Below are 25,868 nucleotides of genomic sequence, written 5' to 3'. Positions count from 1 at the left end.
CGATGAACCCGAAGCAGATAGCCATGGTCTCCGAGCACGCGAGCCCGCTCGCCATCCGGACGGGGCTCGGGGGCCCGGACGGCGGCGGCCAGAACGTGTTCGTGGCCGACCTCGCGACCGAGATGGGCCGCCAGGGGCACCATGTCACCGTCTACACCCGCCGGGACTCGCCCGACCTGCCCGACCGGGTGAGGCTGGCCCCGGGGGTCACGGTGGAGCACGTCCCGGTGGGACCCGCCACGGCCCTGCCGAAGGACGAGCTGCTCCACTTGATGCCCGACTTCGGGCGCTATCTGGAGAAGCGCTGGGCACAGTCGCCGCCGTACGTGGCGCACGCGCACTTCTGGATGAGCGGGCTCGCGGCGCTGCGGGCCGCCGACGCGCTGGGCGGGCGTATCCCGGTGGTGCAGACCTTCCACGCGCTGGGCTCGGTGAAGCGCCGCCACCAGGGCGGCAAGGACACCAGCCCGATCGAACGGCTCCGGCTGGAGCCCGCGATCGGCCGCACCGTCCAGGCCGTTATCGCGACCTGCACGGACGAGACCAGGGAACTGCTGCGGATGGGCGTGCCGCGCGAGCGCATCAGGGTCGTCCCGTGCGGGGTGGACCTGGAGCGCTTCTGCCCGGACGGTCCCGTGGACCGGTCCGGCGCGGCCGAGCTGGAGGCCCCCGGCTGGCCGCAGACGCGGCTGGTGGCGCTGTCGCGGCTGGTGGAGCGCAAGGGCGTGGACACCGCCATCGAGGCGCTGGCCCAGATCCCCGGCGCGGAACTGGTCGTGGCGGGCGGTCCGCCCTTCGCGGACCTGGACGACGACGAGGAGGTGGGGCGGCTGCGGCAGGTCGCGCGGGAGATCGGGGTGCACGGCCGCGTCTCGTTCCTGGGGCGGGTCGCCCGCGACCAGGTGCCCGCGCTGCTGCGCTCGGCCGACCTGGTCGTGACGCTGCCCTGGTACGAGCCGTTCGGCATGGTGCCGCTGGAGGCGATGGCCTGCGGCAGGCCGGTGGTCGCCACCGGCGTCGGCGGGCACCTGGACAGCATCGTCAACGGCGTCACCGGCGTGTGGGTGCCGCCGCGCCGGCCCGGCGAGGCGGCCCGGCGGATCCGGAGCCTGCTCGCCGACGGGACCCGCGCCACCGCCATGGGCTTCGCCGCCGCGGACCGGGCGCGTTCCCGCTACTCCTGGGCGCGCATCGCCCAGGAGACGCTGGCCGTCTACGAACAGGCCGCGGCCAGGAACGAGGTGGCGGCATGACCCCGCAGCGGGGCGGGGTGACCGCGGCTCCCACCACCACGCCCACGGCGGGCACCGGCGCGGTCGCCCGCGAGGACCGTCTGGAGGCGCTGGCGGACGCGGCGCTGAGGTTCCGCGCCCAGGCCCCGGTCATCACGGCGTGGGGACGCCGCCTGGGCCAGGTCCTCGGCTCCGGGGGACGGCTGCTGGCGTGCGGGAACGGGGGCAGCGCCGCCGAGGCACAGCATCTGACCGCCGAGCTGGTCGGCCGGTACGAGGACGAGCGGCCTCCGCTGGCGGCGATCCCGCTGCACGGCGACAGCTCCACGGTCACCGCGATCGGCAACGACTACGGCGCGGCGGACGCCTTCGCCCGGCAGGTGCGCGCGCACGGCCGTCCGGGCGACGTGCTGATCTGCCTGTCCACCAGCGGGCGGAGCCCGAACGTGATCGCGGCGGCGCGTATCGCGCGGCGGCTCGGGCTGACCGCGTGGGCGATCACCGGCCCGGGTCCCAACCCGCTCATCGAGGCGTGCGACGACGCCATCGCGGTGGACGCCCACAGCACCTCGACCGTGCAGGAGATCCACCTGGCCGCGATCCACCTCCTGTGCGGGGTGATCGACCAGAGCCTGGGAGCGCCGGATGACCGCCGGTGAGGGCGCCCGGCGCGTCCGGGGCGCCGCGCCGGGGGGCCGCTCGGACGGGCCCCTGGTCGTGGTCGGCGACGTGCTCCTGGACATCGACATCGTGGGCGCCGCGTCCCGGCTGTGCCCGGACGCGCCCGTCCCGGTGATCGACCATGCCGACGAGCGGCCCCGTCCGGGCGGGGCGGGCCTGGCGGCGCTGCTGGCGGCGGCCGAGGGCCGGGAGGTGGTGCTGGTGACGGCGCTCGCCGACGACGAGCCCGGTCACCGCCTGCGCGCGCTGCTGGAGCCGCACCTGGAGGTGGCCGCCTTCCACCTGCACGGCGGCACGCCCTGCAAGCTGCGGATCCAGGCCGAGGGACGGTCCGTCGCCCGGCTGGACGTCGGGGACGGCAGGGCCCAGGACGGGCCGATCGGCCCGAGCGTCACCGCGGCCCTGTCCCGTGCGGGGGCGGTGCTGGTCTCCGACTACGGCCGCGGCGTCACCGGCCACGCCGCGATCCGCAGCCTGCTGGAGGGCCTGGCGGGACGGGTCCCGGTGGTGTGGGACCCGCATCCCCGGGGCGAGCCGCCCGTCCACGGCACCCGGCTGATGACGCCCAACGAGGACGAGGCGGCCAGGCTCGCCGCCGCCCACGGCGCCGAGATCACGGGCACCGGCCTGGCCCCCTCCACCCGCCGCGCCCGGCACCTGGCCGAGGCGTGGGGCCTGGAGGCGGTCGCGGTCACCCTCGGGTCGGACGGCGCGCTGCTCTGCGATGGGACGTGCACCCCCTACCTGGCTCCGGCCGAGTCGGTCCCGCCGTACGGCACGCCGGACTGCTGCGGAGCGGGCGACAGCTTCGCCGCACGCGCCACCGAGGTCCTGGCCGACGGCGGCGGTCTGGCCGAGGCGGTCGGCGAAGGCGTGCGCCGGGCGTCCGCGTTCGTGCACGGGGGCGCGGCCGGGGCGGTGGCGTCGCGGCTGGCCGACACCGGCTCGCCGGAGATGCGCCCGCCCAGCGAGGTCGCCGACGCCTGGGACGTGGTGGAGCGCACCCGCCGCACGGGCGGCACCGTGGTCGCCACCGGCGGCTGCTTCGACCTGCTGCACGCCGGGCACGTCGCCCTGTTCCAGCAGGCACGGCGCCTGGGCGACTGCCTGATCGTCTGCGTCAACTCCGACCGCTCGGTGCGCCGCCGCAAGGGCCCGGGACGTCCGGTCACCCCGGCGGAGGACCGGGTGCGGGTGCTGCGCGCCCTCACGGACGTGGACGCCACGCTGGTGTTCGACGAGGACACCCCCGAGCCGCTGCTGGACCGGCTGCGGCCCGACATCTGGGTCAAGGGCGCCGACTATTCGGGCGCCGCCCTGCCCGAGGCCGGCACCGTCCGCGCCAACGGCGGCGAGATCGTGCTGCTGCCGTTCATGGAGGGACGGTCCACCACCCGCATGCTCAAGGAGGAATCATCATGAAGGTGCTCATCACCGGGGGTGCCTCCGGCTTGGGCGCGGCCATCGCCCGGCGGGTCGCCGACGACGGCGGCACGCCGCTGATCGTCGACCGGCATCCGCCCAAGAACGAGGACGGCACCCACAACGGCGACATCCCGCACATGCAGGCCGACCTGGCCGACCGGCAGACCGCCGAGCGGGCCGTGCACGGCCTGGCCCGGGAGGCGGGCGGCCTGGACGCGGTGGTCACCGCCGCCGGGATCGACTCCTGCGGCCGGCTGGGCGACGTCCCGGCCGAGGACTGGGACCGGGTCGTGCAGGTCAACCTGCTCGGCACCGCCGCGGTCGTGCGGGCCGCCCTTCCCTACCTGGAGCACGCGCCGAACGGCCGCATCGTCACCTGCGCGTCCACGCTGGGGCTGAGGGCGCTGAGCGACGCGACCGCGTACTGCGCGTCCAAGTTCGGCGTGGTCGGGTTCAGCCGCGCGCTGGCCGCCGAACTGGCCGGGCACATCGGCGTCACGACGCTGGTCCCCGGCGGCATGGACACCGCGTTCTTCGACGGCCGCGACGAGCAGTACAGGCCCGGCCCGGACGCCCGGCTCAACAAGCCGTCGGACGTGGCGGCGGCCGTGGCGTTCGCGCTGTCGCAGCCGCCCGGCTGCGAGGTGCGCGAGCTGGTGGTGTGCCCGTCGACGGAGCCGTCATGGCCGTGACGGGGACGGGCGGCGCCGAACGGCCGCCCCGCGCGCTCGTCCTGCGCGCGCTGGGCCTGGGCGACCTGCTGACCGCGCTGCCCGCGCTGCGGGGGCTGCGCCGCGGCCTGCCCGGCTGGCGGCTGACCCTGGCCGCGCCGCGCAGGGTCGCGCCGATCGCCCTGCTCAGCGGGGCCGTGGACGACGTGTTCCCCGCGTCCGGGCTGGCCCCGCTGCCGCCCCCGGACGGGCCGGTCGACCTGGCCGTCAACCTGCACGGGTGCGGGCCGCAGAGCCACCGGCTGCTGCGCTCGCTGCGTCCCGGCCAGCTCATCGCCTTCGCCAACGGCGACGTGGACGGCTGCGACGGCCCGGCCTGGCACTGCGCCGAGCACGAGGTGGCGCGGTGGTGCCGGCTGGTCGAGGCGCACGGCTTCGACACCGACCCGGGCGAGCTGGACCTGCCCCGTCCCCCGCTGGGGTCGGCGGCGCCCGGCGCGATCGTGATCCACCCGGGCGCGGGGTACCCGGCCCGGCAGTGGCCCGCCGAACGGTACGGCGCCGTCGCGGAGGCCCTGCGCGCCCGCGGCGAACGGGTCGTGATCACCGGCTCCCGGGGCGAGACCGCACTGGCGCGGCGCGTCGCGATGCTGGGCGGGCTCGGCCCCGAGGCGGAGCTGTCCGGCCGCACCGGGCCGCTCGAACTGGCCATCCTCATCGCGCGGGCCCGGCTGGTGATCTGCGGCGACACCGGCACCGCGCATCTGGCCACCGCGTACGGCACCCCGTCGGTGCTGCTGTTCGGCCCGACCCCGCCCGAGCTGTGGGGCCCGCCGCCCGAGCGCACCCAGCACACGGTGCTGTGGACGGGGCACCGCGGCGACCCGCGCGGCGGGCGGCCCGACCCGGGCCTGCTGGAGATCTCCGTGGACCGTGTCGTCGAGGCGGCGACGCGGGTCCTGGAACGCCCCAACATCAAGGAGGGAGCACGGCATGACGGAGCGGTATCCGCGCGCGGTCGTGGCGGGGGGCGCGGGATTCCTCGGTTCGCATCTGTGCGAGAGGCTGCTGGACCGCGGCATATCGGTGGTGTGCCTGGATAACCTGCTGACCGGGTCCACCCGTACCATCGCGCGCCTGCTGCCGCGTGAGGACTTCGTCTTCCTGCGGCGCGACCTCACCCGCCCGCTGGCCGTGGAGGGACCGCTCGGGTACGTCTTCCATCTCGCCTCGGCCGCCTCGCCCGCCGACTACCTGCGCTGGCCCGTCCAGACGCTGGAGGTCGGCAGCCAGGGCACCCGCGTCGCGCTCGACCTGGCCGAGCGCGAGGACGCCCGGTTCGTCCTGGCGTCCACCTCGGAGGTGTACGGGGACCCGCTGGAACACCCGCAGCGCGAGTCGTACTGGGGGAACGTCAACCCGGTGGGGCCGCGCAGCGTGTACGACGAGGCCAAGCGGTTCGCCGAGGCGCTGACCTCGGCGTTCCGGCACTCCCGCGGGCTGGACGCCGGCATCGTGCGGATCTTCAACAGCTACGGCCCGCGGATGCGGCCCGACGACGGCCGGGCGATCCCGACGTTCCTGCGGCAGGCGCTGCGCGGGGAGCCGCTGACCGTGACCGGCGACGGCTCGCAGACCCGCTCGATCTGCTTCGTGGACGACACCGTGCGCGGCATCCTGGAGTTCGCGCTGTCCGGTCATCCCGGGCCGATGAACATCGGCAGCCCGTACGAGACCTCGATGCTCGACCTGGCCAGGCTCGTCATCGAGCTGACCGGGTCGCGCTCGACGATCCGCTTCGTGGAGCGCCCGGTGGACGACCCGGGCGTGCGCCGTCCCGACACCACGCTGGCGCGGGAGTCGCTGGGCTGGGAGCCCGAGGTGACGGTCGAGACCGGCCTGCGCTCCACCATCGAATGGTTCGAGCGGGAACTGGCCCTGGAACGGCCCGCCTGACTAGCCCCTCGTCCTGACCCTCGTCCGGGCGAGCGCGGCCGGGTCGAACCGGATCCCGTGCCCGCCGTGGTCCCCGGGGCGCAGCACGCCGCCGTCGATGCGGACCGGGTACGGCTCGGCGAGCAGGCCCAGGTCGGCGAACGAGGCGTCCTCCACGTCCTCCACCATCGGCGGCATCGGCAGGCAGCAGGCGAGCTGCCCGGAGATGTCGGGCAGCAGGTGCGGGAACGCGGGGACGTCATGGGCGCGGGCCAGCTCGGCGATCCTCAGGAACGGGGTGATCCCGCCGACCCGCACCACGTTCGGCTGGACGATGTCGCACGCCCCCGCCGCGAGCAGGTCACGGAACTCGTAGGTGGTGTAGGTGTTCTCGCCCAGCGCGATCGGCACGTCCACGCTCGCCCGCAACCGGGCGTAGGCGTGCACGTCGGCGGATGGAAGCGGCTCCTCGATCCAGTACGGGTCGTACGGGCGTAACGCCTCGGCGGCGCGGATGGCGCGCGGCAGGTCCCAGAGCTGGTTGGCGTCCACCATCAGCAGGGCGTCGGGGCCGAGCGTCTCGCGGACGGCCGCGACCCGTTCCACGTCCTCCGCCAGGTCGTCCAGCCCCACCTTGATCTTCGCGGCGGTCAGGCCGCGCGCCTTCCACCGTTCGGCCTGCGCGACCAGTTCCTTGAGGGTGTAGTGCCGGTTGACGCCGCTGCCGTACACCGTGACGGAGTCGCGGCGCCGCCCGAGCAGGTCCACGAGTCCGGTGCCGGCGGCGCGCAGGTCCCACAGCGCCAGGTCGACGGCGGCGAGCGCGATGGTGACCAGGCCGCCCCGGCCCGCCTCGTGCAGCCGCCACCACAGATGGTCGAACACCACCTCGGGATGCGCGGGCAGCCCCGTCGCCAGCGCGCGGATGTCGGACTCCAGCAGCGCGTGCACCGCCGCTCCCCCGACCCACGGTGTCCAGGAGAAGCCCGTACCGGTGCGCCCGTCGGCGGTGGTCAGTTCGGTCACGATGACGTGGATGTGCGTCATCTCCGGGCTCCACGGCCGCGTCATCGGCACGCGATGCAGCGTGCTCTTCACCTTCGTGATCGTCATGGGAGGGCGCCGCGCCCGGCCTTGACGATGTCGGCCAGCTCCCGCAGGTGGTCGGGCCCGGGGTCGGTGAGCGGCGGCCGGACGGAACCCACGTCCAGTCCCTCCATGCGCACCGCCGCCTTGACCAGCGACACCGCGTAGCCGGGCACCGTGGCGCGCAGCTCCACCAGCGGCGCGTAGAACCGGCTGATCAGGCGTCGCACGCCCGCGTCGTCGCCCTCGTCCAGCGCGGCGCGGAACGCCGTCGCCACCTCGGGGACGAAGCAGAACGCGGCCGAGGAGTACAGGTCCACGCCGATCCCCCGGTACGCGGGGGCGGTCAGCTCCGCGGTCGGCAGCCCGTTGAAGAAGGTGAAGTCCGGCCCGACCTCGCGGCGGACGGCGTTCACGATCCGCGCCATCCGGTCGATGTCGCCGCCGCCGTCCTTCAGCCCCACCACGCCGGGGATACGGGCGAGCGCGACGGCCTCCGCCGGGTCCAGCGCGACCCCGCCCCGCTGGTAGAGGATCAAGGGGATCCCGGCGGCCTCGGCGATCCGGGTCACGTAGGCGTGCAGCCCGTTCGCGGGGCCCTGCGCCAGGTAGGGCGGCATCAGCAGAAGGCCGTCCGCCCCGGCCGCCGCCGCCCGCGCCGCCTGCCGCACCGCCGCGCCCAGCGGGCCGCCCGCCCCGGCGATCACCGGAACCCGCCCGGCCACCTCGCCCACGGCGGTACGGACCGCCAGCTCGTGCTCGTCCTCCGACAGGGACGGGAACTCACCCGTGCCGCACGCGACGAACACCCCGCCGGGACCGTGTGCCATGCCCCGCCGCACATGCTCGGCCAGCACGTCCGCCGCGACCCCGCCGTCGCTCCCGAACGGGGTCACCGGGAAGAACAGGACACCCTCAAGCTTCACGCCGTCTCCCTCCTGGGCGCTCCCCTGGACCGCTGCCGCTCATCTCTGCTGCTCCTGGGACGGGTCGGTACGCAGCCGCGCGTGCAGGCCGCCGTCCACGCGCACGACATGGCCGTTGATCTGGGACGCGGCACCGGACGCGAGGAACAGCGCCGCGTCCGCCACCTGGTCGGGCGAGGTGGTGCGGCCCGAGGGGATGTCGGTCGTGGGACGGACGTCCCCGACCACGCTGGCCGGGGCGATGCAGTTGGCACGGATGCCGAGGCCGCCGAGCTCCACGGCGATCGCCCGCGCCAGCGCCTCCAGGCCGGCCTTGGTGACGTCATAGGCGCTCTGGTCCTCGTGGGCGCGCGCCCCGCCCGGCGAGGACATGTTGATGACCACCCCGCCGCGTCCCCCGTCCCGCCAGCGGCGCACCGCGCGCACCGACAGCAGGTACGCCGAACGCAGGTTGGCGCCCATCACCGCGTCCCAGGTCGCGGTGTCGAGGTCGATGAACGGGGTCCGGTACTCGGTGAGGGCGGCGTTGTTGACCAGGACGTCCAGGCCGCCCGCCGCGTCCACCCACGCGAAGACCCGCTCGGCCGACTCCTCCTCGGCCAGGTCGGCGGTCAGGGTGGCGACGCTCCCCGGACCGGGGAACCGCCGGTCGGCGAACACCTTCAGCCCGTCGGCGTCCCGATCCACGGCGAGCACCGTGGCCCCGGCCTCGGCGAACCGGACCACCAGCGCCCGCCCGATCAGCCCGGCCGCCCCGGTCACCACCACCCGCTCGCCGGAGAAGTCGAACCGCGCATCACTCACGTGTCTGCTCCCTGACCTGTGCGACGATCTGCGTGGGATTGACGAACATCAGCGCGATGACCAGCAGCAGCGCCGACAGCGACATGTAGATCACGGCCATCGCGTCGATGGCCTGGGCGGCCCGGATGCCGGGGGTGAACGCCGCGCTGTACAGCGCCACGATCAGCGTCTGGCTGTCGGCGTCGGCGACCAGGAAGGTCAGCTCGAACATCGCCACCGTCCGCACCAGCACCAGGATCCCCGCGGCCAGGATGCCCGGCAGCAGCAGCGGCACCAGCACCCTGGAGAAGACCTGGCGTGTCTTGGCGCCGCACATGCGCGCCGCCGACTCCACGTTCGCGTCGATCTGCTCCACGAACGGGGTCATCACCAGCACCACGAACGGCAGCGCCGGGACCAGGTTGGCCGCGACCACACCGGTCATCGTCCCGGCCAGGTGCACTTTGTAGAGGACCGTCGCCAGCGGGATGCCGTAGGTGATCGGCGGCAGCACGACCGGCAGCAGCAGGAGCAGCATCACCAGCCGCTTGCCGGGGAAGTCGCGGCGGGCCAGCGCGTACGCGGCGGGCACGCCCAGCAGCAGGGACAGCGCCACCACCGCCAGCGTCACGCTCAACGTCACCTGGAGCACCTCGCCCAGCGCGAACTCGCTCCAGGCGTCGGAGTACCAGGCGGTGGTGAAGCCCTGCGGCAGCCAGCCGGTGAACCAGGCCGTCCCGAAGGAGTTCACCACCACCGACAGGATCAGCGCCAACAGGTTGACGAGGAAGAACGCGACGCAGCCCCACACGATCCAGCCGGTCAGGCCGCGGCGCGGCAGCCGCCGGAACGTCGACGGGACGGGAACGGCCGTCATGATCCCTTCCCTCCCATCGCGGGGCCCGCGTACAGCCGTCCGCGCAGCAGCAGCGTGAACGAGATGACCAGCAGCTCGAACACCCCCATCAGGACGGCGATGGTGGAGGCCATCGAGTAGTCGTACTTCTCGAACGCCGCCTGGTACGCCGCGATCGCCATCACCCGGGTCTCCCCAGCGGGCTCGCCGACCAGGTTCGCGGACGGGAACACCGAGAACGCCAGCACGAACGCCAGCACGAACGTGGTGGCCAGGCCCGGCGCCAGCAGCGGCAGCGTGACCCGCCGCATCCGCTGCCAGGGACCGGCGCCCAGCGTCGCCGCGGCCCGCTCCAGGTTCGGGTCGATGCCCGACAGGTAGGCCAGCACCAGCAGGAACGCGAACGGGAACCCGGTGATGACCAGCGACAGCAGAACGCCCCAGTAGTTGTAGATCAGCCGGATCGGCTGGTCGATCAGCCCGATGTCCAGCAGCAGCCGGTTCAGCCAGCCGCGCGGGCCCAGGTAGCGCAGGATGCCGTCCGCCACCAGCACCGTGCCCAGCGTCACCGGCAGCACCAGCACCGCCGTGAGCAGCCGCCGCCCGCGGAACCGTCCGCGCAGGCGGTAGGCGATCGGCACCGACACCGCCACGTTGAACAGCGCGGCGGGCAGCGCCAGCCGCAGCGTCTTGGTGATCGTGCCGCGCTGGTAGGCGTCGCTGAAGAACGCCTGATAGTTGGCGAACATCCCGCCGCCGCTCTTGGGCTGCACGGACAGCCCCACCCCGTACATCATCGGGTAGAGGAACAGCACGCCCACCACGAGCACGGCCGGGACCAGCAGGAGCAGGACCCGGTCCACGCCCCGCTCCGCCAGCCGGTGCCGCAGCCCGCCGCGCACCCGCTCGGGCGGCGGCTTCCCGTGCTTCCCGCGTTTCCCCGGTGGGCGTGCGGGGGGCGCCTCGACGGCCATCAGTCCTCCTCCGGCCCGGGGGACTCACCGAAGACCAGCACCCGCTCCTCCGGCACCGTCAGCTCCACCCGCGAGCCGGGCGCGACCCGTTCGGGCAGCCGGAAGTGGACGACGTGCCCGTCCCCGGTGACGCCCTCCGCCGCCACCTCCCGGCCGTGGAACTCCGACACCTCCACCCGCACCGTCAGCAGGTTCCGCTTCTCGGACGTCCCGTCCGCGAGACGGAAGTCCTCCGGGCGCACGGCCGCGACCGCGTGCGCCCCGGTGATCTTCTCCTGGGGGACGCCGGTGAGCCGCAGCTCGCGGTCGGCGATCGTCACCCGCCCGCCGTCCTTCGACACCACGGGCATCTCCAGCAGGTTCCGGTACCCCATGAACCCGGCGATGTAGGTGCTGGACGGGTAGGTGTACACCTCCTCGGGCGTGCCGGACTGCTCGATGCGCCCGTCCCGCAGCACCACCACCCGGTCGGCGAGGGCGAGGGCCTCCTCCTGGTCGTGCGTCACGTACACGGTGGTGAGCCCGAGGTCCTGATGCATCCGCCGGATCTCGGTGCGCATCTGGACGCGCAGCTTGGCGTCGAGGTTCGACAGCGGCTCGTCCATCAGCACCAGCCGCGGCCGCAGCACCACCGCACGGGCGATCGCGACCCGCTGCTGCTGCCCGCCGGACAGCTGACCGGGCAGCTTGTGCGCGTGCTCGGTCAGCTCCACCAGCCGCAGGGCGTCGTCCACGCGCCGGGCGGTCTCGGCCTTGCCCATCCGGCGCACCGCGAGCCCGAACGCCACGTTCTTGCGGACGGACAGGTGGGGGAACAGCGCGTAGTTCTGGAACACCATCCCGAACTCGCGGCGTTCCGGCGGCAGCCCGTCGATGCGCTCCTCGTCCAGCCAGATCTCCCCCGCCGACAGCGGCAGCAACCCGGCCAGGCAGTTCAACGCGGTGGACTTGCCGCACCCGGAGGGGCCGAGCAGCGCCAGGAACTCGCCGCCCTTGATCCGCAGATCGATCCGGTCCAGCGCCACCGCCGGCCCGAACCGCCGCGTCACCCCCTCCATCCGCAACTCCGAGAACCGCACCCGGTTCTCCTCGATGGCGACCGTCACGACTTCTTCACCTTCTGGCCGCCGATCTCACGGTCCCACTTGTCGAACGCGGCGACCATCGCCTTGGCGTCCAGCGGCGGCGCCTTGGGGTTGTCGGCGATGAGGCTCTCGTACTCGGGACGCCCGAACTCCTGGAGGACCTTCCGGCTTTCCGGCGGAGCCATGCCGAGCGTGACGCCGTTCACGGCCGGCCCTGGGTAGAAGTACCCCTTGTCGTAGGTGATGGCCTGCTGCTGGGGTGTGAGCGCGAACTTCATCATGTCCGTCAGCACGTGCAGCTTCTCGCCGGAGATGCCCTTCGGGACGACCATGTAGTGGGCGTCGGTGACCCAGGTGAAGCCGTTGAGCGCGCCGACCTTGACGTCCTTGGGCACCTGCCCGAGAACGCGCGGGTTGATGTCCCAGCCGGTGGTGCTGAGGATGATGTCGCGGGTGCCCTCGCCCAGTTCCTTCATGGTCTGGGTGGTGCCGCTGGGGTAGTACTCTATGTACTTGTCGAGTTCCTTGAGGTAGGCCCACGTCTTGGTCCAGCCGTTGACCGGGTCCATCGGGTCGGAGTCCTTGAGGATGTAGGGCAGGCCCATGATCCAGGTGCGTCCCGGGCCGGAGTTGGCGGGCCGCGCGTACATCAGCTTCTTCGGATGGGCCTTCGCCCACGACAGCAGCTCGTCGGCGGTCTTGGGCGGGTTCGGGACGGTCTTGGGGTCGTACTCGATGAGCGGCCCGGACGGGTAGTACGTCACGGTGACGCCCCTGTTCTTGGCGAGCGCCTGCATCTTGGCGGCGGGCTCCAGGTAGATGGAGTTCAGGTTCGGCAGCTTGCTGGAGTACTTGCCGACCAGGTCCACCCACAGGTTCTGCTCAAGCCCGGCCGAGAGCCCGTCCGTGCCGGTCAGCACCAGATCGATGTCCAGCCGGCCGGCGTCCTGCTGAGCCTTCACCTTGCCCGCCAGTTCGGGCGAGGTGAGCTTGGTGTAGGTGATCCGCTCGACCAGCTTGGGGTTGGCGGCCTTGTAGTTGTCGAAGATCTTCTGGGTGAGCTGGAGGTTGCCGGCGACATCGACGATGTTCAGCGTGACCGGGTCGGACGGCGCCTTGACGTCGGCGAGCGCGGGTTCGCCGGCCGAGCCCGTCCCGCTCTCGGGCGCCCCGCAGGCGGACAGCCAGGCGATCATGGACGCGGCCAGCATGACGGCGGAGGTTCGCAGCGGAGTTCTCATGGGGGGTGGTCCTCCTGGAAGGGTCCGGGCTAGGTCGGCCCGGTGGTGCTCCGGATGAGCAGTCGGGTCTCCAGCTCCGGCGCCGGCGGGCGTGGCGGCGGCGCGACCCTCCCTCCGTCGGGGTGGGCCGCCCTGAGTTCGGCGAGGAGCATGGCGGACGCGGCGCGCGCCAGCGCCGGGATCGGCACGGCCACGGTGGTCAGAGGCGGTGACACCATCGAGGCGGTGGGCACGTCGTCGAAGCCGACGATGCTCAGGTCGTCCGGCACCCGTACGCCACGGGCGTGCAGCCGGGACAGCACGCCCAGCGCCACCAGGTCGTTGTAGGCGAAGACGGCGCTGACCCCCGTGGCCAGCGCCTCGTCGGCCGCCCGATACCCGCCGGTGAACTTCGGCTCGTACGGGCCCAGCTCGATCAGCTCGATGCCCCGTTCGGCGCACCCGGCCGTCAGGAACTTGCGCCGCTGCCTGTTGGACCAGGAGTCACGCGGCCCCGCCAGGAAGGCGATCCGCCGGTGCCCGAGCGCGTTCAGATGGGACAGCGCCTGCGCGATGCCCGGCCCGAAGTCCAGCGCGATGGACGGGACGGTGCGGCTGAGCCGGTTGGCCAGCACAACCGTGGTCTTGGCGGCGATGGCCCGTACCCGCATCCCCGACATACGGGGCGCGCAGAGGATCAGGCCGTCGGCGCGCTCGACCATGGCCTCGGCCAGCCGCACCTCGGTCGCGGCGTCCTCGTCGGTGTCGGCGAGGAAGACCGCGTAGTCGGTGTCCCGGAAATACGCCTCGACACCCTTGATGAACGGGGCGAACACCGGGTTGGCGATGTCGGGCACGATCAGCCCGACATTGGACGTCCGTCCCAGGACCAGCGACCGGGCGGCCCGGTTCGGCCGGTAGCCCAACCGGTCCGCGCACTCCAGCACCCGCCGCCGGGTCTCGGCGTTGACCAGCTCGGGATTGTTGATCGCCCGCGACACGGTCGACACCGACACCCCCGCGGCCAGCGCGACCGCCCGGATCGAGGTCATGCCGACGAGTATGAAAACGTTTGTGGAACACGTCAAGAAGCGAACCGCCTCGACGAGAAAGGCCGTCGGCCGCCCGCTGGGGCGGCCGACGGCGAACTCCTCACCTCTTACCGGAATGCCGCGACGTTGCGGCGAGCCCACTCGGCGAAGGGGCGGGGCGGGCGGCCGAGCACCCGCTCGACGTCCGGGCTGAGCCGCAGTTCGGCCGCGTTGGGCTCGCCCAGGACGGCCAGTGTGGTCTCCACGACCGGCTCAGGCATGAACGCGGCCATCCGCGCGTGCGCCTCGGCCCGGGTGAGCTCCACGAACCGCACCGTCTCACCGAGGGCCGCGCCGATCGCCTCGGCCTGCTGCCGGGGCGTGACGGCCGCCGGTCCGGTCAGCTCGTAGACGTGGCCCGTGTGTTCGTCCTTGCGCAGGGCCACGGCCGCGACCTCCGCGATGTCCGCCGGATCGATCAGCGGGAGCCCCACATCACCGAACGGCGCGGCGACGGTCCGCTCCGCGCGTACCGACTCCGCCCAGGCGAAGGCGTTGGACGCGAAGCCGCCGGGCCGCAGGATCGTCCAGGGCAGGCCCGACTCGCGCACCGCCTCCTCGATCACCCGCACGTGCGAGGGCGACTTCGGCCTGGTCACCACGCCCTGCGAGGAGAGCATCACCACCCGCTGGACACCTGCGCCTATGGCCACGTCCAGGATGGCTCGCGGGTCGAGTCCATGGCCCCCTTGTCCACCGTCGTGCAAGAACAACGCTTCGGCACCGTCGAAGGCCGGCCGCAGCGTCCGCGGCGCGGACAGGTCAGCCCGCGCATGCCCGGCCCCGCTCGGCAGGTCCACCGGGGCCAGGCCCCGCGACACCGCCGTCACCCGCTCCCCGGCCTCCGTCAAGGCCCGCACCAGCGACCGTCCGACGTTCCCGGTCGCACCCGTCACCACAATCATGATCACTCCCGTACCGTCGCGATGACAGGCGACGTTAACAGCCTCGGTATAGTAGGTACCTAGAGGAAAGTGACTACCTCAGAGGGGTGGAAAACCCATGGCGACCGAAATGAATTGGTCGGCGGCCGGCGCCATGACCGACCCCGAACAGGCATGCCCGATCTCTCCGGTCGTCGACATCGTGTTCAGCCGGTGGACCACGCCGATCCTCTGGTCACTCCACACCTTCGGCCGCCAGCGGTTCGTCGAGCTGGAGCGGCGCGTCAAGAACATCACCCCCAAGGTGCTCACCCAGCGCCTCCGCCAACTGGAGCGCGACGGCCTGGTCATCCGCACCTACCACCCCGAGGTGCCGCCCCGCGTCGAATACGAGATCAGCGATCTCGGCCGCAGCCTCGCCCCTCTCTTCGCCCACCTCACCGAATGGGCCGCCACCAACCTCCAGCACGTCGAACAGGCCCGGCAACGCTACGACGAGGCCGGATCACCGCGCGGCTAACCCGTACCGCGGCCTGGTTCCATGGGCCGCGTCGTGGACCGGCCGTCTGAACCACAACAGACCGGGCTCTCGTACCGGGGAATGACAGAAACCCCTATCTGCCAGGACCCCGTGCCCTAGGGTTCTCATAGGGGTTCTGACTCACTAGCCTGACCCTCGTGCCACCTGAGGCGGCCACAACCCCGCCGTGATCGAGCCGACCTCGCCCCCCGACAGCGGAGGACCCGATGTCGCTCGAACGCACCGATCGCGGCACCACCCTGGAACCCACCAACGGCGACCAGCCAAAGGACCAGGCCCCCTCCAACGACACCCCAGGAGCCCCGGGCTACCCGTCCCGCCTGGAAAGCCGAGCCAGAGCCCGAGGCGAAACCTCCCAAACAACCACGGAGCAAGACCCCTCCACTGACAAACAGTCCGGCGAGCAGGACAGCCGAAAGGAACGGCAAGACAAGACCAACTCGTCCGAAGCCGCCGACGCGGACCGCTCCCGCCGCCCAGAGCCGTCCACGACAGGATCAGGGGAATCCTTGACCCCCCGGCTGGACTCGCGCCGCGCCTACACCGAGTTCTTCCAACAACCCGCAGCTCGGGAGAACTCCGAGGCACCACAGGCGGACCAGGACCGCTCCCCCATTCCCGACCGCGACGCCAAGGACGAGCGCGCTGACGAACGAGACCAGCGTCCCGGCGAAGATCATGAATTGCGCGAGCCCGAGGCGCGCGGGGACAAGCGCGAGACCACCGAACCACAGGGCGAACTCACCAGGCTCCCCGAGACCAGCGACGGCGCGCCCCGTCTCGGCCGAGAGCATCCCGCACCAGAACAGGACGCGCGTGAACTGCCCGCCTCGTCCACCAAACCCGAGCCGACGCCAGAAGGAACACGCGGAACCGACGGAAGCTGGAACACCCCACAAGAACCAGCAGAAGTCACCGACGAACGCGAACCCCGCATCCCAGAGCAGCGGCCGGACCGTGAGACCGCGCCACCAGTTGAACCCGCCATCGAGCGGCAAGCCGAATCGTCAGCCCCGCAACAGGCCGAGAACACCGATCAGCCTCAGCAACCCGCACCCGACGAACACACACCTGCAACGGACGAGCCACCGCAGGAACACACCGGCCAGTCCGATCAGCCCGAACCCGTCGATGACGGCGCGGTCCCCGGCCGCGAACACAGGGAGCCGTCCACCGAGGTCGCCGAACCCCAAGAACCCGCCATCCGCGACGACTCACCCTTCCGCGCCCAGGCGTACGTGGGAGAGGACGGCGAGGTCAAATGGGTCCTCATGCCCGACCTCGAACTCGAGGGCCCAGGCTACGAAGGCCCCCGCTCCGCCGACCGCGGCGACCCCCTCCAACCAGTCGACGAAGAGACGGATTTGGGACGGGACCCAGAGAAGCCCAAGCGACTGGGAGACCTTCTACGAAGTACATATAATAATCCCGACGACGCCCAAAAGTTCGGCAACAAGGCAATGCCTGGGCTGAACGATATTTTCAAGGGAAAACCTCCGGAAGGGCATCCGGGCACCGTCAAGGACACACGCCCCACCATGCAGTCACCCCAAGACCAAACTCATTACGGGGACGCGGGCTTCGCCATGCTCGCCGGAGTTGTCGTGATCGGCGCCCTCTGGAACTGGACACGAGACAAAATAAGGGATAGGACAACTGATGACGGTAACTGACAGGGCGGTCGCGACACTGCGAACGCTACTCAAAGGAGAACTCGAAGAACACGAGCGCCTGTTGAACGCAATGGACGAGAACGAGGCCAATATCGGATACTCGGCACTGGTCAACGCCGCATTTTTCGAGGCTGCGCGGCGACGCTTTCTCAAGGACGGCAAGCCTGCAAGCGATGCAGAAGTCATCGACTATGTCGCCTATGCGAGGTCGTGGAGCGACAGAGTCGCCGAAGACATCGACCCTTCGATCGCCGAAACAGTCATCAACATGGCGATCGAAAAAATTCCTGCAAACGCAAATAAGGAGCTCGACAACAACGCCGCTTATACCAACAAACTCATGCTACTGGCCGTGCTCACACGGGACGCCAATTACTCCGAAGGCGAGCTCGAAGAATTCATGGAGCAAACACAGGAGTTGGCCGCAGAGATCGTCTCGTGAATTCTGGCCACTCGACATAGAGTCCGGAGCATCTGCACAGCCGCAGTCGCACCGGTTCCCCAAACAGTTTTTAAACGTGGCGATGACAGTGACAGACGAGGCGGCGGCAACTCTGCATGACCTGCTGTCGCGCCGCTTCGATGAGCACTCGCGGCGGCTCCATCAACTGAGCAAGAGCGAGGTGGACCACTTCACTGCGATGATCAACGCTGCGTTCTTCGAGGCAGCCCGGAGCCGCTTCATCAAGGACGGCAAGCCCGCCAGTGATGCCAAGGTTATCGACTACGTCGCGTACGCAAGGTCGTGGGACGAGGGATCGGCCGAGGAGATCGACCCAGACGCCGGCGAGCGACTGATTAACGTCGTTATCGAGAAGCTTCCCTTGGACGCCCTCGACGATCTCGACAACAATGTCGTCTTCAACAGCAAGCTTATGCTCCTGGCGTCCTTCGTCCGCGAGGCGAACTACACTGAAGAAGAACTACTAGCGAAGTTAATCCAACAGGCGCGCAACACAGCAGAGGAAATGTTGTCGTGAATCCCGACGTCCTCGAGTTCGACATTCGGGACGAGCATCTCGCGCCGCTGCGGCTGTTCCTTTCCGGCGATCCGGATGGTTTGGACCCCTTTGAGAAGGATCCGGATACCCCCGCCGTGAAGGCGGAGCGGTGGGTGTTCTCCATGGGTGTGTCGGTGGCCGTGAAGTGGCGGTTCGGTGACTCGTTCACGCGTCAGGAGATCATTCGATTCGTGGCTGAACTGCGTAAGTCCACGGGCGAGCACGCCGGCGACGTCAATCCTCGTGTCGCCGAGGAACTTATACGCATGGCGCTCAACGACGTCCAGCCAGGCGATGTCGATCTCACCAATAGAGACCTCGAACTGGACTTGATGGCCAGCATCGCCATCCTCGACCGGCTGCGGGAAGAGAACGTCGTCGACGAGGGCAATATGGACGAGTTCCTCCGGCAGACGAAGCAGTATGCCCAGCAGATGCTGGAGACCCAGCGCGCCCTGGCCGCCGGCGAAATCAGCCTTGGACCCTAACCACGCTTCAACACATCGGCCAAGCGACTGAAGTTCTGTCGACTCAGGACACGCTTAGGGCCCTTTGGATCCTTGCTGTCACGGACGGCCACCACGTGAGCGATTGACGCGACTTCAACACACTGGTCACCATCTTCATGACTGCGAGACGCCTTACGCCAGACCACCTTGCCCAGCTCCATCGACCCTCCCGTCACCGCACTCGACTGGACCGCGTCATGTGTTCTACCAGACATCTATGAGTCTGGCGGCTCAAGAACGCCTTGGGACCGCCAGGGTTCTCGTTGTCACGGATCGCTGCAGGGCTGGAGATGGCAGCCACTTGACACAGCTGTCAGCCTGAGCAGCACAGCAGGATGCCTTGCGCCACGCGACATGGGTCATGCTTGTCTCGTACCCACTTGCCTACTCAGGTGTTCTTCAAGGCGTCAGCCAGGCGACTGAACTGCCGTCGACTCAGGATGAGCGTGGGGCCGTTGGGGGCCTTGCTGTCACGGAGGGCGACGACGTTGGCGACGCAAGCCAACTCGACACACATATCACCCTGCTCGCCGCTACGAGAAGACTTGCGCCATTGGGCTACCGTGATGTCCATTCTTGTCATCGTTGATGTCCTTAGGGCGTGTCCTACGTGGATTTAGGTGTCCAGCGGGGATGGTCTCGGACTGTGGTGTTATCAGGGCTGGCGCGTCGGCTGATTGTGGACGAGTTGTGGGAGTTGGCTGCTGCGTTGATCCCGCGGTTGGCGCCTGGCCCGAGTCCGGCCGACGCCTGGGACGGCACCGGTGGACGATCGAGCGCACCATCACCTGGCTGCTGTGCTATCGCCGTCTGGGCGTTGGCTGGGAGCGTCACGGGCACCTGTTTGCCGCCTTCCTCACTTTGGCCGCCGACCTGATCTACTTCAAAAACTCACTCAAATCACCACGTAGGACGCGCTCTAAGTGTTCTTCAGAGCATCGGCCAGGCGGCTGAACTGTCGACGGCTCAGGGTGGGCATGGGGCCGTTGGGGGCCTTGCTGTCGCGGATGGCGATGGCGTCGGCAACGGCAGTCAACTCGATACGCATATCTCCTTGATCACTGCTACGAGAAGACTTGCGCCACATCACTTCTGCCAGATCCAACTTTCCACCGCAACCTCGGCTATCGGAGATCGTGTATCTCTGCGGGACGAGGATGGCATCCCATCCGACGGATAGCCAATCTTGAATGAGACCATGGCATTCGCGCGGCAGATGCCGGTAACCCAGCGCGCCCTGACCGCCGGTGAGATCAGCCCTTGACCTTAACCGCGCTCGTGTGCATTGGCCAGGCGGCTGAAGTCCGTCCGCCTAGCCTATGCAGTCATGTGTTCTTCAGCGCCTCAGTGAAGCGTCGGAAGTCCTGACGGCTCATGACAAGCATGGGGCCATTGGGGTCCTTGCTGTCTCGAACCGCTACGGAGCTCGGGATGGCGGCCACTTCAACACAGCTGTCGGCCTGCGCAGTACTGCGCGACGCTTTGCGCCACTCCACCTGAGTCGGGTTCATCTTTCGCCCCTCACTTCCCTGATCAGAGCTCGGGTGTCTCGAACGTTGAGCGCCTCTGCTTGCAGACTAGCGAAGGAGTGGTTCAGGTTGGCAAGATCGTTTGGGTCGGCGGTGGTGATGCCTCCCGTCGCGTTGACGATGTAGGCTGCCTCGCTTCGGTCGGCCTGGGTTGCGATGTTGAAGGCTGCCCGTGCCTCCTCGACGTAGACGGTCGGGAGAACCTGGAGTCGGATGCCGTCGCGCTGGGACAGCTCAAGCAGATGCTCGAGCTGTTCCCGCATGATGTCTGGGGTGCCGACCTGTCGGTGGAGAACGCTCTCCTCCAGCACGACGAAGATCTTCGGCGTTGGATGTGCCAGGACGGCCTTCTGCCTGTTCATCCGGGTGATGAACTCATCCTCGTCCTTGAGAATTCTCCTCGCGTACGCCTCCGTCTGGAACAGGCCGTTGACGATGTGCGTCTCGTAGACGCGGACCAGGGTCGCGGTCGACTCCGCTTTCGGGAAGCTGACGAAGTATTTCGCGTACTTGATGGATCTGATCGACTCCAGCAGGTCGTTCCATGCCTGGATGAGCTCGCCGTTGGCCCGCAACGCTACATCGAGGCGCTGGGCGAAGTCCGAACGGCATCGGGTCTTGCCGCGTTCGACGTGGCTGATGTAGGCGCGCGAAACGTTCACGAGCCGGCCCAGGTCCTCCTGGTGGAGTCCCGCCGCCTCACGCAACCGCCGGACCTCGGCGCCGAACGACCGCAGTTCGGGGTTCGCCTTGGCGTTGGCATCGGTCTCGGCCATCCCGATCCCCCTCAAGCGCGTAAACGCCTCGCTAACTCATGCAACTGAGATGTGGGTGATTCCAAGGTCACGCAGTAACCTACCCCACTTTGTGGCTGGATGGTGTTCGTTCGACCACACAGAGTAAATGGATCTTCGTTCGATTCGCCGGCTCGAACCTCGTTCAAGATCACCATCCTTTACAGCCATGGGATCCAGTCATGTCAGCAGTAGGTCTTGCGCCCGAGGTGCCGGTGCTTGTTCTGGCGCCGTCGGAGCGGGCTCCGGCGTTGGCGCGCCGGTTCATCGCCGAGCGGTTCCGGGAGCTGGAGATCGCCGACGACTACGTCGGGCGGCTCGTGGTCACCGAGCTGGTCACCAACGCCTGTCAGCACGTGGGAATCGGCTTCATCGTGGTCCGGATCGTGCCCGGGCACGACGGCCGCGTTCTCGTCGAGGTCTGGGACGAGGGGACGGAGCTGCCCGTCCTCAAAGCCGGTGACGCCGAGGCGACGTCCGGGCGCGGGCTGATGTTGATGGCCGAGCTCGTCGACGACTGGGGCGTCCGTCCCCTCAACGAGCCCGGCAAGATCGTCTGGGCGTCCTGCGCGCTCGGGAAGGCCCGCTCATGAGCCGGCCCGAAGGGCTGCCGCCGGTCGATCGGCGGTTCTTCATGCCCGAGAGGTGTGGGCGCAACGGGGCGGGGAGCAGGTGCCCATCTCACGCCAGAAGGATCCCGCCGCGTGGCAGCAGGCGGTGGATGCGGACGATTTCGTCCTGTCCCGGGTCACCGGCGGCGGCGCGCCGATCGCGTCCTCCACCGCGCGTCCGATGATGGCGCAGATGATCGCGGCGTTGCGGGTTGAGGCCGGGATGCGCGTCCTGGAAGTGGGCACGGGCATCGGCTACAACGCGGCCTGTCTGGCGGCGCTCGGCGCCCAGGTGGTGACGGTCGAGATCGACCGGGTCGCGGCCGACCACGCCCGTGCCGCCCTGCGGGCGGCGGGCTACCCCGGCGTGGTGGTGATCACCGGGGACGGGGAGGCGGGTGCGCCCGCACATGCCCCCTTTGATCGTGTGATCATCACGGCGGCCGCTCACACTGTCCCCTATGCCTGGGTCGAACAGACCAGGCCGGGCGGGCTCATCGTCGTGCCGTGGGCTCCCACCATCCATCCGGACGGGGCACTGGCCATCCTCACCGTCGGGGACGACGGCACCGCCCAGGGGCGGTTCACCGCCCCGCGACGCGCCACACCACCGCTTCACGGCCAGCGACTGTCATGGGACGCGGTCTACAGCGCCTACCGGCTTTGGAGGGCATGGGGCGAACCCGACCGCAGCCGGTACGGGGTCACCGTCACGCCGGAGGGGCAGGACGTCTGGCTCGACTCTCCCACCCACCCGGTCACCTTCGACCTGGACGCACCGGAGCAGTGAACACGCCCCGTGCGGACACCCGTCGTCCAGATGGACGTTGTCAGACCTCATTGGGCGGGTGCGGTGCAGGAGGCGCTACGTGGTGGCTTCCAGACAGTCAACCTCGGCCTCCTGGCGACCAGCGCGCCAGCCGTGTCGACGCGGGACGGCGCTTCGGGCGGGCGGCGCCGGGCTCTGAGGTGGTGCTCACGCCGTCCACGGACGGCGGCAGGGGGGGTCGGCCACGCTGGCGATGGCGATCGGCTTCTTCGTTCCGCTGGCCCTCTTCGGCAAGCCACTGCGCGGCAAGTCACCCTCTCAGGCGCCGCGTTTGCGCTGGGCTCCTCCGTGGGGACGGTCAGCGGACGACGCGGTAGCGGAGGTGGGTCACGCCGTCGCCCTGGATGACGGTGATGGGGCCTTCCAGGGTGGCCGGGGTGTTCTCCAGGTTGTCTAGGAGGCGGACGCCGTCGCCCAGTACGACCGGGACCAGGTCGAACCACACCTCGTCCAGCAGTCCTTGGTTGAGAGCCTGGCCGGCCAGGTTGCCGCCGGTGACGCTGACGTTCTTGCCGTCGGCGGCGGCCTTGGCGAGTTCGATGGCTCGGGCCACGCCGCCTTCGGTGACGAAGGTGAACGGCACCTCCGTCTCGCGGTCCTTCCAGCTTTCGGGGGCGCTGTGGGTGACGACGAAGCAGGGGTGGCCGCCGGGTGTACGGCCGCCCCAGCCGTCGGTGAGGTCGAACAGCCTGCGGCCGATGACGCCCGCGCCGGTGGTGGCCATCATGTCGCGCCAGTGCAGCGCGCTGGGCTCGGACAGGTGCATCGTCCAGTCGAACAGCGGGACGGGGACGTCACCGGATTCGTGCCAGCGGAACAGCCGGTCGAAGCCGCTTTCCCCGGGGCCGGAGATGTAGCCGTCCAGGGACATGGTCGCTGAGGTGTAGACCTTGGCCATCGTGCTCCCTTCGTCGGTCAGTTTGGACCGCGTCCGTCCCCGGAAATCATCGCCCCATGCCGTTGTTCTACAGAACCTTGACGAGGTTGTGTGCAGATGTAGAGGATTGGGCCGAGCAGAAGCTTCCGGAGAGAGGCGGCCGCTGTGACAGAGCTGTTCAACGCCGCGGACTACCTGGTCGACCGGCATGTGCGCGCCGGGGACGGCGATCGCGCGGCCGTCCTGTCCCCGGGCCGGGCACTCACCTACGAGCAGCTGTCGGTGGAGGTGCGGCGCGTTGCGGCGGGCCTGCGCGCGCTGGGTGTCCGGCCCGAGGAGCGGGTGCTGCTGTGCATGGTGGACGACGTCGAGATGTTCTCCGCCCTGCTCGCCATCATGTATCTGGGTGCCGTGGCCGTTCCCTGCTCGACCATGCTGACCGGTCCTGAGCTGGGGACGCTTGTGGCCGACTCCCGTGCGCGGGTCGTCCTGGGTTCCAGTGCGTTCGGCCAGGCGGTGCGGGGCGCGCTTCAGCACGCGCCCGAGGTGCGGCACGTCGTCCTTACCGGGGACGACATCTCCGGCCTGCCGTCCCATGTCGAGGGCCGTACGTGGCAGCGGTTCCTGGAGGCGGGCGAGGGGACGGACGTCGCCCACGCCTATGCGTCCTGGCCCGAGTCCCCCGCGCTCTGGCTCTACACGTCCGGTACGACGGGCAAGCCCAAGGCCGCGATGCACCGGCATATCGACATCAAGATGGTGGCGGAGCTGTATGGGCAGCAGGTGCTGGGTATCCGCCCAGGCGACCGCTGTCTTTCCGTGGCGAAGCTGTTCTTCGCCTACGGCATCGGCAATTCGATGTTCTTCCCCTTGTCGGTGGGGGCGACGGCGTTGCTGGAGCCGTCCCGTCCGTCGCCCGACCTGTTCGCGCGGCGCGCCACGGCCGACCAGGCGACGCTGCTGTTCGGCACGCCCAGCTTCTGGGGCCCGCTGCTCGCCTCGGACGTACCGGACGACGCGTTCGCCACGGTACGGCAGGGCGTGTCGGCGGGTGAGGCGCTGCCGCCCAGGATGTACCACGGCATGCTCGACCGGTTCGGCGTGGAGGTGCTGGACGGCATCGGGTCTACGGAGATGCTGCACATCTTCATCTCCAACCGGCCCGGCAAGGTGCACCCCGGTTCGTCCGGGACGCCCGTGCCCGGGTACGACATCGAGTTGCGCGACCCCGACGGCGGCGGCCTCATCGAGGGCGTCGGCGAGCCCGGCGAGCTGTACGTGCGGGGCGAGTCGGCCGCCGTTGGCTACTGGTGCCGCGCGGAGACCTCGCGCAAGGTCTTCCTGGGCGACTGGTGCCGTACGGGCGACACCTACGTCCGCAACGACGACGGCACCTACACGTGCATGGGCCGCACCAACGACCTGCTCAAGGCGGGCGGCATCTGGGTGTCCCCCACCGAGGTGGAGGAACGGCTGCTCGCCCATCCCGACGTGGCCGAGGTGGCGGTCGTGGGGGTCCCGGACGCCGACGACCTGGACAAGCCGGTGGCGTGCGTGGTGCCCAAGCCGGGTGGCAAGGTGGAGCCGGACGAGCTCATCGCGTGGTGCAGGGAGGGGCTGGCCTCGTTCAAGCGGCCCAGGGCCGTGGTGGCGCTGGAGGAGCTGCCCAAGACCGCGACCGGCAAGATCCGGCGCAACGTGCTGCGCGACCTGGCCCGCTCCGAGGTTCGGCCGGCGTCCTCCGATATGGAGATCAAGTGATCGACGATCTGGTGGTCGTGGACGCGCACATGCACGTACCGCGGCTGTCGACGCTCAGGCCGGCGTGGCTTGAGTGGGCGGACCGGTACTCCGGCCCGCATCCCTGGCGGGACGCCTATGACGGGCAGGGCGATCCGGTGCCCGAACGGCTGGACGCCCTGCTGGAGGCCGAGGGGGTCGACCGGGCGCTGCTGTTCTGCGAGTACAGCCCCCGGGCCACCGGCATCCAGCCCATCGAAGACGTGCTGCCCATCGTCGAGTTCAACCCGGTGCGGTTCCGGCTCGTGGCCAACGTCAACCCGCACCTGCACCATCCCGTCGCGTCCGAGGCCGAACGGCAGCTCGACTTGGGCGCGGTCGCGGTCAAGTTGCATCCCGTGCACGGCGGCTTCTCCCCGGCCGAGCCCGAGCTGTACCGGGTGTACGGGCTGTGCGCCGAACGCGGCGTCCCCGTCATCCTGCATTCGGGCACGTCCACCTTCCCGGGGTCGCGCACCCGGTTTGGCGACCCGCAGCTGATGCTGAACGTGATCGAGGACTTCCCCGACGTGCACTTCGTGTTCGCGCACGGCGGCCGGGGCTGGTGGTACGACACCGCCGCCTTCCTGGCGCTGTCCAAGCCGAACGTGTGGCTCGACCTGGCCGGGCTGCCGCCCAAGCGGCTGCCGGAGTACTACTCCCGCTTCGGCCTGTCCCGGCTCGCCGAACGGTGGATCTTCGGGACGGACTGGCCGGGCGTGCCCGGCGCGTCCCGCAACGTGGCGGCGCTCGGCGATCTCGGCCTGCCCGAGGCGACGCTGCGCGCCGTCCTGTCCGGCAACGCCGCCCGGATCTTCCCCGGCCTCGGTCTCTGACCCGGCCTTCGGCGTTCTGTCGTACCCGCCCGCTACGTTC

At 70.1% G+C, this 25,868-nt stretch carries 30 protein-coding genes; 15 read left to right on the top strand and 15 right to left on the bottom strand.

The genetic code is table 11. The annotated features are described in order from the left end of the window. The first annotated feature begins 2 nt into the window (after positions 1–2). The 6 genes from QSK21_RS13185 to QSK21_RS13160 are packed head-to-tail and all read left to right on the top strand — an operon-like array spanning position 3 to position 5,965. Positions 3–1,253 (top strand): glycosyltransferase, encoded by a 1,251-nt coding sequence (locus tag QSK21_RS13185; protein ID WP_285695920.1) that lies wholly within the window; start codon positions 3–5, stop codon positions 1,251–1,253. After that, positions 1,250–1,891, top strand: a complete 642-nt coding sequence (locus tag QSK21_RS13180) for a D-sedoheptulose-7-phosphate isomerase (protein ID WP_285695919.1) — start codon at positions 1,250–1,252, stop codon at positions 1,889–1,891. The genes QSK21_RS13185 and QSK21_RS13180 overlap by 4 nt, the downstream gene beginning before the upstream one ends. After that, on the top strand, positions 1,878–3,335 hold the full coding sequence (locus QSK21_RS13175; protein WP_285695918.1) for a PfkB family carbohydrate kinase: 1,458 nt from the start codon (positions 1,878–1,880) through the stop codon (positions 3,333–3,335). The genes QSK21_RS13180 and QSK21_RS13175 overlap by 14 nt, the downstream gene beginning before the upstream one ends. Then, the gene (locus tag QSK21_RS13170; RefSeq protein WP_285695917.1) at positions 3,332–4,030 is read left to right on the top strand and encodes an SDR family oxidoreductase; all 699 of its coding nucleotides are present in this window, start codon (positions 3,332–3,334) and stop codon (positions 4,028–4,030) included. Before QSK21_RS13175 ends, QSK21_RS13170 begins: the two co-directional genes overlap by 4 nt. Further along, on the top strand, positions 4,021–5,112 hold the full coding sequence (locus tag QSK21_RS13165; protein ID WP_285695916.1) for a glycosyltransferase family 9 protein: 1,092 nt from the start codon (positions 4,021–4,023) through the stop codon (positions 5,110–5,112). The genes QSK21_RS13170 and QSK21_RS13165 overlap by 10 nt, the downstream gene beginning before the upstream one ends. After that, the gene (locus QSK21_RS13160; protein WP_285695915.1) at positions 5,003–5,965 is read left to right on the top strand and encodes an NAD-dependent epimerase/dehydratase family protein; all 963 of its coding nucleotides are present in this window, start codon (positions 5,003–5,005) and stop codon (positions 5,963–5,965) included. The genes QSK21_RS13165 and QSK21_RS13160 overlap by 110 nt, the downstream gene beginning before the upstream one ends. Here the strand turns inward: QSK21_RS13160 and QSK21_RS13155 are convergent, their stop codons facing one another. The 9 genes from QSK21_RS13155 to QSK21_RS13115 all read right to left on the bottom strand — a co-directional run bounded on the left by QSK21_RS13155 (position 5,966) and on the right by QSK21_RS13115 (position 14,870). Then, on the bottom strand, positions 5,966–7,057 hold the full coding sequence (locus QSK21_RS13155) for a mandelate racemase/muconate lactonizing enzyme family protein (RefSeq protein WP_285695913.1): 1,092 nt from the start codon (positions 7,055–7,057) through the stop codon (positions 5,966–5,968). Next, positions 7,054–7,956, bottom strand: a complete 903-nt coding sequence (locus QSK21_RS13150) for a 5-dehydro-4-deoxyglucarate dehydratase (protein WP_285695911.1) — start codon at positions 7,954–7,956, stop codon at positions 7,054–7,056. Before QSK21_RS13150 ends, QSK21_RS13155 begins: the two co-directional genes overlap by 4 nt. Positions 7,957–7,995: 39 nt before the next feature. Next, positions 7,996–8,760 carry an SDR family NAD(P)-dependent oxidoreductase gene (locus QSK21_RS13145; RefSeq protein WP_285695910.1) on the bottom strand — a complete coding sequence of 255 codons (765 nt, stop codon included), beginning with the start codon at positions 8,758–8,760 and terminating at the stop codon, positions 7,996–7,998. Next, entirely contained in the window at positions 8,753–9,616 is an 864-nt protein-coding gene (locus tag QSK21_RS13140; RefSeq protein WP_285695909.1) for an ABC transporter permease, read from the bottom strand. Before QSK21_RS13140 ends, QSK21_RS13145 begins: the two co-directional genes overlap by 8 nt. Further along, positions 9,613–10,569 carry an ABC transporter permease gene (locus tag QSK21_RS13135; protein WP_285695908.1) on the bottom strand — a complete coding sequence of 319 codons (957 nt, stop codon included), beginning with the start codon at positions 10,567–10,569 and terminating at the stop codon, positions 9,613–9,615. The genes QSK21_RS13140 and QSK21_RS13135 overlap by 4 nt, the downstream gene beginning before the upstream one ends. After that, entirely contained in the window at positions 10,569–11,675 is a 1,107-nt protein-coding gene (locus tag QSK21_RS13130; RefSeq protein ID WP_285695907.1) for an ABC transporter ATP-binding protein, read from the bottom strand. The genes QSK21_RS13135 and QSK21_RS13130 overlap by 1 nt, the downstream gene beginning before the upstream one ends. Beyond that, positions 11,672–12,895 (bottom strand): extracellular solute-binding protein, encoded by a 1,224-nt coding sequence (locus QSK21_RS13125; RefSeq protein ID WP_285695906.1) that lies wholly within the window; start codon positions 12,893–12,895, stop codon positions 11,672–11,674. Before QSK21_RS13125 ends, QSK21_RS13130 begins: the two co-directional genes overlap by 4 nt. A 29-nt stretch (positions 12,896–12,924) precedes the next feature. Then, positions 12,925–13,926 (bottom strand): LacI family DNA-binding transcriptional regulator, encoded by a 1,002-nt coding sequence (locus QSK21_RS13120; protein ID WP_285695905.1) that lies wholly within the window; start codon positions 13,924–13,926, stop codon positions 12,925–12,927. 107 nt (positions 13,927–14,033) lie between these two features. Continuing rightward, positions 14,034–14,870 (bottom strand): NAD(P)H-binding protein, encoded by an 837-nt coding sequence (locus tag QSK21_RS13115; protein WP_285695904.1) that lies wholly within the window; start codon positions 14,868–14,870, stop codon positions 14,034–14,036. A gap of 97 nt (positions 14,871–14,967) precedes the next feature. On the opposite strand from QSK21_RS13115, the gene QSK21_RS13110 reads away from it, so the two are divergent. From QSK21_RS13110 to QSK21_RS13090, 5 genes are all read left to right on the top strand, one after another. Continuing rightward, positions 14,968–15,369, top strand: coding sequence for a winged helix-turn-helix transcriptional regulator (locus QSK21_RS13110; protein ID WP_285695903.1), 402 nt, complete (start codon positions 14,968–14,970; stop codon positions 15,367–15,369). Positions 15,370–15,596: 227 nt separating this feature from the next. After that, positions 15,597–17,063 carry a hypothetical protein gene (locus tag QSK21_RS13105; protein WP_285695902.1) on the top strand — a complete coding sequence of 489 codons (1,467 nt, stop codon included), beginning with the start codon at positions 15,597–15,599 and terminating at the stop codon, positions 17,061–17,063. After that, positions 17,050–17,505 carry a hypothetical protein gene (locus QSK21_RS13100; protein WP_285695900.1) on the top strand — a complete coding sequence of 152 codons (456 nt, stop codon included), beginning with the start codon at positions 17,050–17,052 and terminating at the stop codon, positions 17,503–17,505. Before QSK21_RS13105 ends, QSK21_RS13100 begins: the two co-directional genes overlap by 14 nt. A gap of 76 nt (positions 17,506–17,581) precedes the next feature. Then, positions 17,582–18,043: a hypothetical protein gene (locus QSK21_RS13095; RefSeq protein ID WP_285695899.1), complete on the top strand. Its 462-nt coding sequence runs from the start codon at positions 17,582–17,584 to the stop codon at positions 18,041–18,043. Then, on the top strand, positions 18,040–18,552 hold the full coding sequence (locus QSK21_RS13090; RefSeq protein ID WP_285695898.1) for a hypothetical protein: 513 nt from the start codon (positions 18,040–18,042) through the stop codon (positions 18,550–18,552). Before QSK21_RS13095 ends, QSK21_RS13090 begins: the two co-directional genes overlap by 4 nt. On the opposite strand, the gene QSK21_RS13085 is transcribed toward QSK21_RS13090, so the two are convergent. The 5 genes from QSK21_RS13085 to QSK21_RS13065 form a co-directional block, all read right to left on the bottom strand. Then, positions 18,549–18,734, bottom strand: coding sequence for a DUF397 domain-containing protein (locus tag QSK21_RS13085; protein ID WP_285695897.1), 186 nt, complete (start codon positions 18,732–18,734; stop codon positions 18,549–18,551). The genes QSK21_RS13090 and QSK21_RS13085 overlap by 4 nt on opposite strands. A gap of 227 nt (positions 18,735–18,961) precedes the next feature. After that, positions 18,962–19,147: a DUF397 domain-containing protein gene (locus QSK21_RS13080; RefSeq protein WP_285695895.1), complete on the bottom strand. Its 186-nt coding sequence runs from the start codon at positions 19,145–19,147 to the stop codon at positions 18,962–18,964. 345 nt (positions 19,148–19,492) lie between these two features. Continuing rightward, a complete protein-coding gene (locus tag QSK21_RS13075; protein WP_285695993.1) occupies positions 19,493–19,660 on the bottom strand; it encodes a DUF397 domain-containing protein in 168 nt (55 codons plus the stop codon). A 238-nt stretch (positions 19,661–19,898) separates the two neighbouring features. Next, the gene (locus tag QSK21_RS13070) at positions 19,899–20,084 is read right to left on the bottom strand and encodes a DUF397 domain-containing protein (RefSeq protein ID WP_285695893.1); all 186 of its coding nucleotides are present in this window, start codon (positions 20,082–20,084) and stop codon (positions 19,899–19,901) included. Further along, a complete protein-coding gene (locus QSK21_RS13065; protein ID WP_285695892.1) occupies positions 20,081–20,878 on the bottom strand; it encodes a helix-turn-helix domain-containing protein in 798 nt (265 codons plus the stop codon). The genes QSK21_RS13070 and QSK21_RS13065 overlap by 4 nt, the downstream gene beginning before the upstream one ends. Positions 20,879–21,078: 200 nt before the next feature. Between QSK21_RS13065 and QSK21_RS13060 the strand changes: the two genes are divergently transcribed. Together QSK21_RS13060 and QSK21_RS13055 are read left to right on the top strand one after the other, a co-directional pair. Further along, positions 21,079–21,489, top strand: coding sequence for an ATP-binding protein (locus QSK21_RS13060; protein WP_285695891.1), 411 nt, complete (start codon positions 21,079–21,081; stop codon positions 21,487–21,489). Between the two features lie 79 nt (positions 21,490–21,568). Beyond that, complete coding sequence (locus tag QSK21_RS13055; protein ID WP_285695890.1) at positions 21,569–22,297, top strand: protein-L-isoaspartate O-methyltransferase family protein; 729 nt, start codon at positions 21,569–21,571, stop codon at positions 22,295–22,297. Positions 22,298–22,634: 337 nt separating this feature from the next. Here QSK21_RS13055 and QSK21_RS13050 read toward each other — a convergent pair whose 3' ends face one another. Beyond that, on the bottom strand, positions 22,635–23,234 hold the full coding sequence (locus QSK21_RS13050; protein ID WP_285695889.1) for a dihydrofolate reductase family protein: 600 nt from the start codon (positions 23,232–23,234) through the stop codon (positions 22,635–22,637). Positions 23,235–23,378: 144 nt separating this feature from the next. On the opposite strand from QSK21_RS13050, the gene QSK21_RS13045 reads away from it, so the two are divergent. Both QSK21_RS13045 and QSK21_RS13040 read left to right on the top strand, forming a co-directional pair. After that, positions 23,379–24,974 (top strand): benzoate-CoA ligase family protein, encoded by a 1,596-nt coding sequence (locus QSK21_RS13045; RefSeq protein ID WP_285695888.1) that lies wholly within the window; start codon positions 23,379–23,381, stop codon positions 24,972–24,974. Next, the gene (locus QSK21_RS13040) at positions 24,971–25,828 is read left to right on the top strand and encodes an amidohydrolase family protein (RefSeq protein WP_285695887.1); all 858 of its coding nucleotides are present in this window, start codon (positions 24,971–24,973) and stop codon (positions 25,826–25,828) included. The genes QSK21_RS13045 and QSK21_RS13040 overlap by 4 nt, the downstream gene beginning before the upstream one ends. Positions 25,829–25,868: the final 40 nt, after the last annotated feature.

Origin of the sequence: Actinomadura sp. NBRC 104412 (assembly GCF_030269515.1) — a bacterium.
In the GTDB taxonomy this organism is placed as follows: domain Bacteria; phylum Actinomycetota; class Actinomycetes; order Streptosporangiales; family Streptosporangiaceae; genus Spirillospora.
This window is presented reverse-complemented; position numbering and strand designations above follow the sequence as displayed.

Coding starts and splice junctions, on each gene's coding strand:
- QSK21_RS13185 (WP_285695920.1), top strand. CDS start 3: ATGAACCCGAAGCAGATAGCCATGGTCTCCGAGCACGCGAGCCCGCTC.
- QSK21_RS13180 (WP_285695919.1), top strand. CDS start 1,250: ATGACCCCGCAGCGGGGCGGGGTGACCGCGGCTCCCACCACCACGCCC.
- QSK21_RS13175 (WP_285695918.1), top strand. CDS start 1,878: ATGACCGCCGGTGAGGGCGCCCGGCGCGTCCGGGGCGCCGCGCCGGGG.
- QSK21_RS13170 (WP_285695917.1), top strand. CDS start 3,332: ATGAAGGTGCTCATCACCGGGGGTGCCTCCGGCTTGGGCGCGGCCATC.
- QSK21_RS13165 (WP_285695916.1), top strand. CDS start 4,021: ATGGCCGTGACGGGGACGGGCGGCGCCGAACGGCCGCCCCGCGCGCTC.
- QSK21_RS13160 (WP_285695915.1), top strand. CDS start 5,003: ATGACGGAGCGGTATCCGCGCGCGGTCGTGGCGGGGGGCGCGGGATTC.
- QSK21_RS13155 (WP_285695913.1), bottom strand. CDS start 7,057: ATGACGATCACGAAGGTGAAGAGCACGCTGCATCGCGTGCCGATGACG.
- QSK21_RS13140 (WP_285695909.1), bottom strand. CDS start 9,616: ATGACGGCCGTTCCCGTCCCGTCGACGTTCCGGCGGCTGCCGCGCCGC.
- QSK21_RS13135 (WP_285695908.1), bottom strand. CDS start 10,569: ATGGCCGTCGAGGCGCCCCCCGCACGCCCACCGGGGAAACGCGGGAAG.
- QSK21_RS13125 (WP_285695906.1), bottom strand. CDS start 12,895: ATGAGAACTCCGCTGCGAACCTCCGCCGTCATGCTGGCCGCGTCCATG.
- QSK21_RS13120 (WP_285695905.1), bottom strand. CDS start 13,926: ATGACCTCGATCCGGGCGGTCGCGCTGGCCGCGGGGGTGTCGGTGTCG.
- QSK21_RS13115 (WP_285695904.1), bottom strand. CDS start 14,870: ATGATTGTGGTGACGGGTGCGACCGGGAACGTCGGACGGTCGCTGGTG.
- QSK21_RS13110 (WP_285695903.1), top strand. CDS start 14,968: ATGGCGACCGAAATGAATTGGTCGGCGGCCGGCGCCATGACCGACCCC.
- QSK21_RS13105 (WP_285695902.1), top strand. CDS start 15,597: ATGTCGCTCGAACGCACCGATCGCGGCACCACCCTGGAACCCACCAAC.
- QSK21_RS13100 (WP_285695900.1), top strand. CDS start 17,050: ATGACGGTAACTGACAGGGCGGTCGCGACACTGCGAACGCTACTCAAA.
- QSK21_RS13085 (WP_285695897.1), bottom strand. CDS start 18,734: ATGGAGCTGGGCAAGGTGGTCTGGCGTAAGGCGTCTCGCAGTCATGAA.
- QSK21_RS13080 (WP_285695895.1), bottom strand. CDS start 19,147: ATGGACATCACGGTAGCCCAATGGCGCAAGTCTTCTCGTAGCGGCGAG.
- QSK21_RS13075 (WP_285695993.1), bottom strand. CDS start 19,660: ATGTGGCGCAAGTCTTCTCGTAGCAGTGATCAAGGAGATATGCGTATC.
- QSK21_RS13070 (WP_285695893.1), bottom strand. CDS start 20,084: ATGAACCCGACTCAGGTGGAGTGGCGCAAAGCGTCGCGCAGTACTGCG.
- QSK21_RS13065 (WP_285695892.1), bottom strand. CDS start 20,878: ATGGCCGAGACCGATGCCAACGCCAAGGCGAACCCCGAACTGCGGTCG.
- QSK21_RS13060 (WP_285695891.1), top strand. CDS start 21,079: ATGTCAGCAGTAGGTCTTGCGCCCGAGGTGCCGGTGCTTGTTCTGGCG.
- QSK21_RS13050 (WP_285695889.1), bottom strand. CDS start 23,234: ATGGCCAAGGTCTACACCTCAGCGACCATGTCCCTGGACGGCTACATC.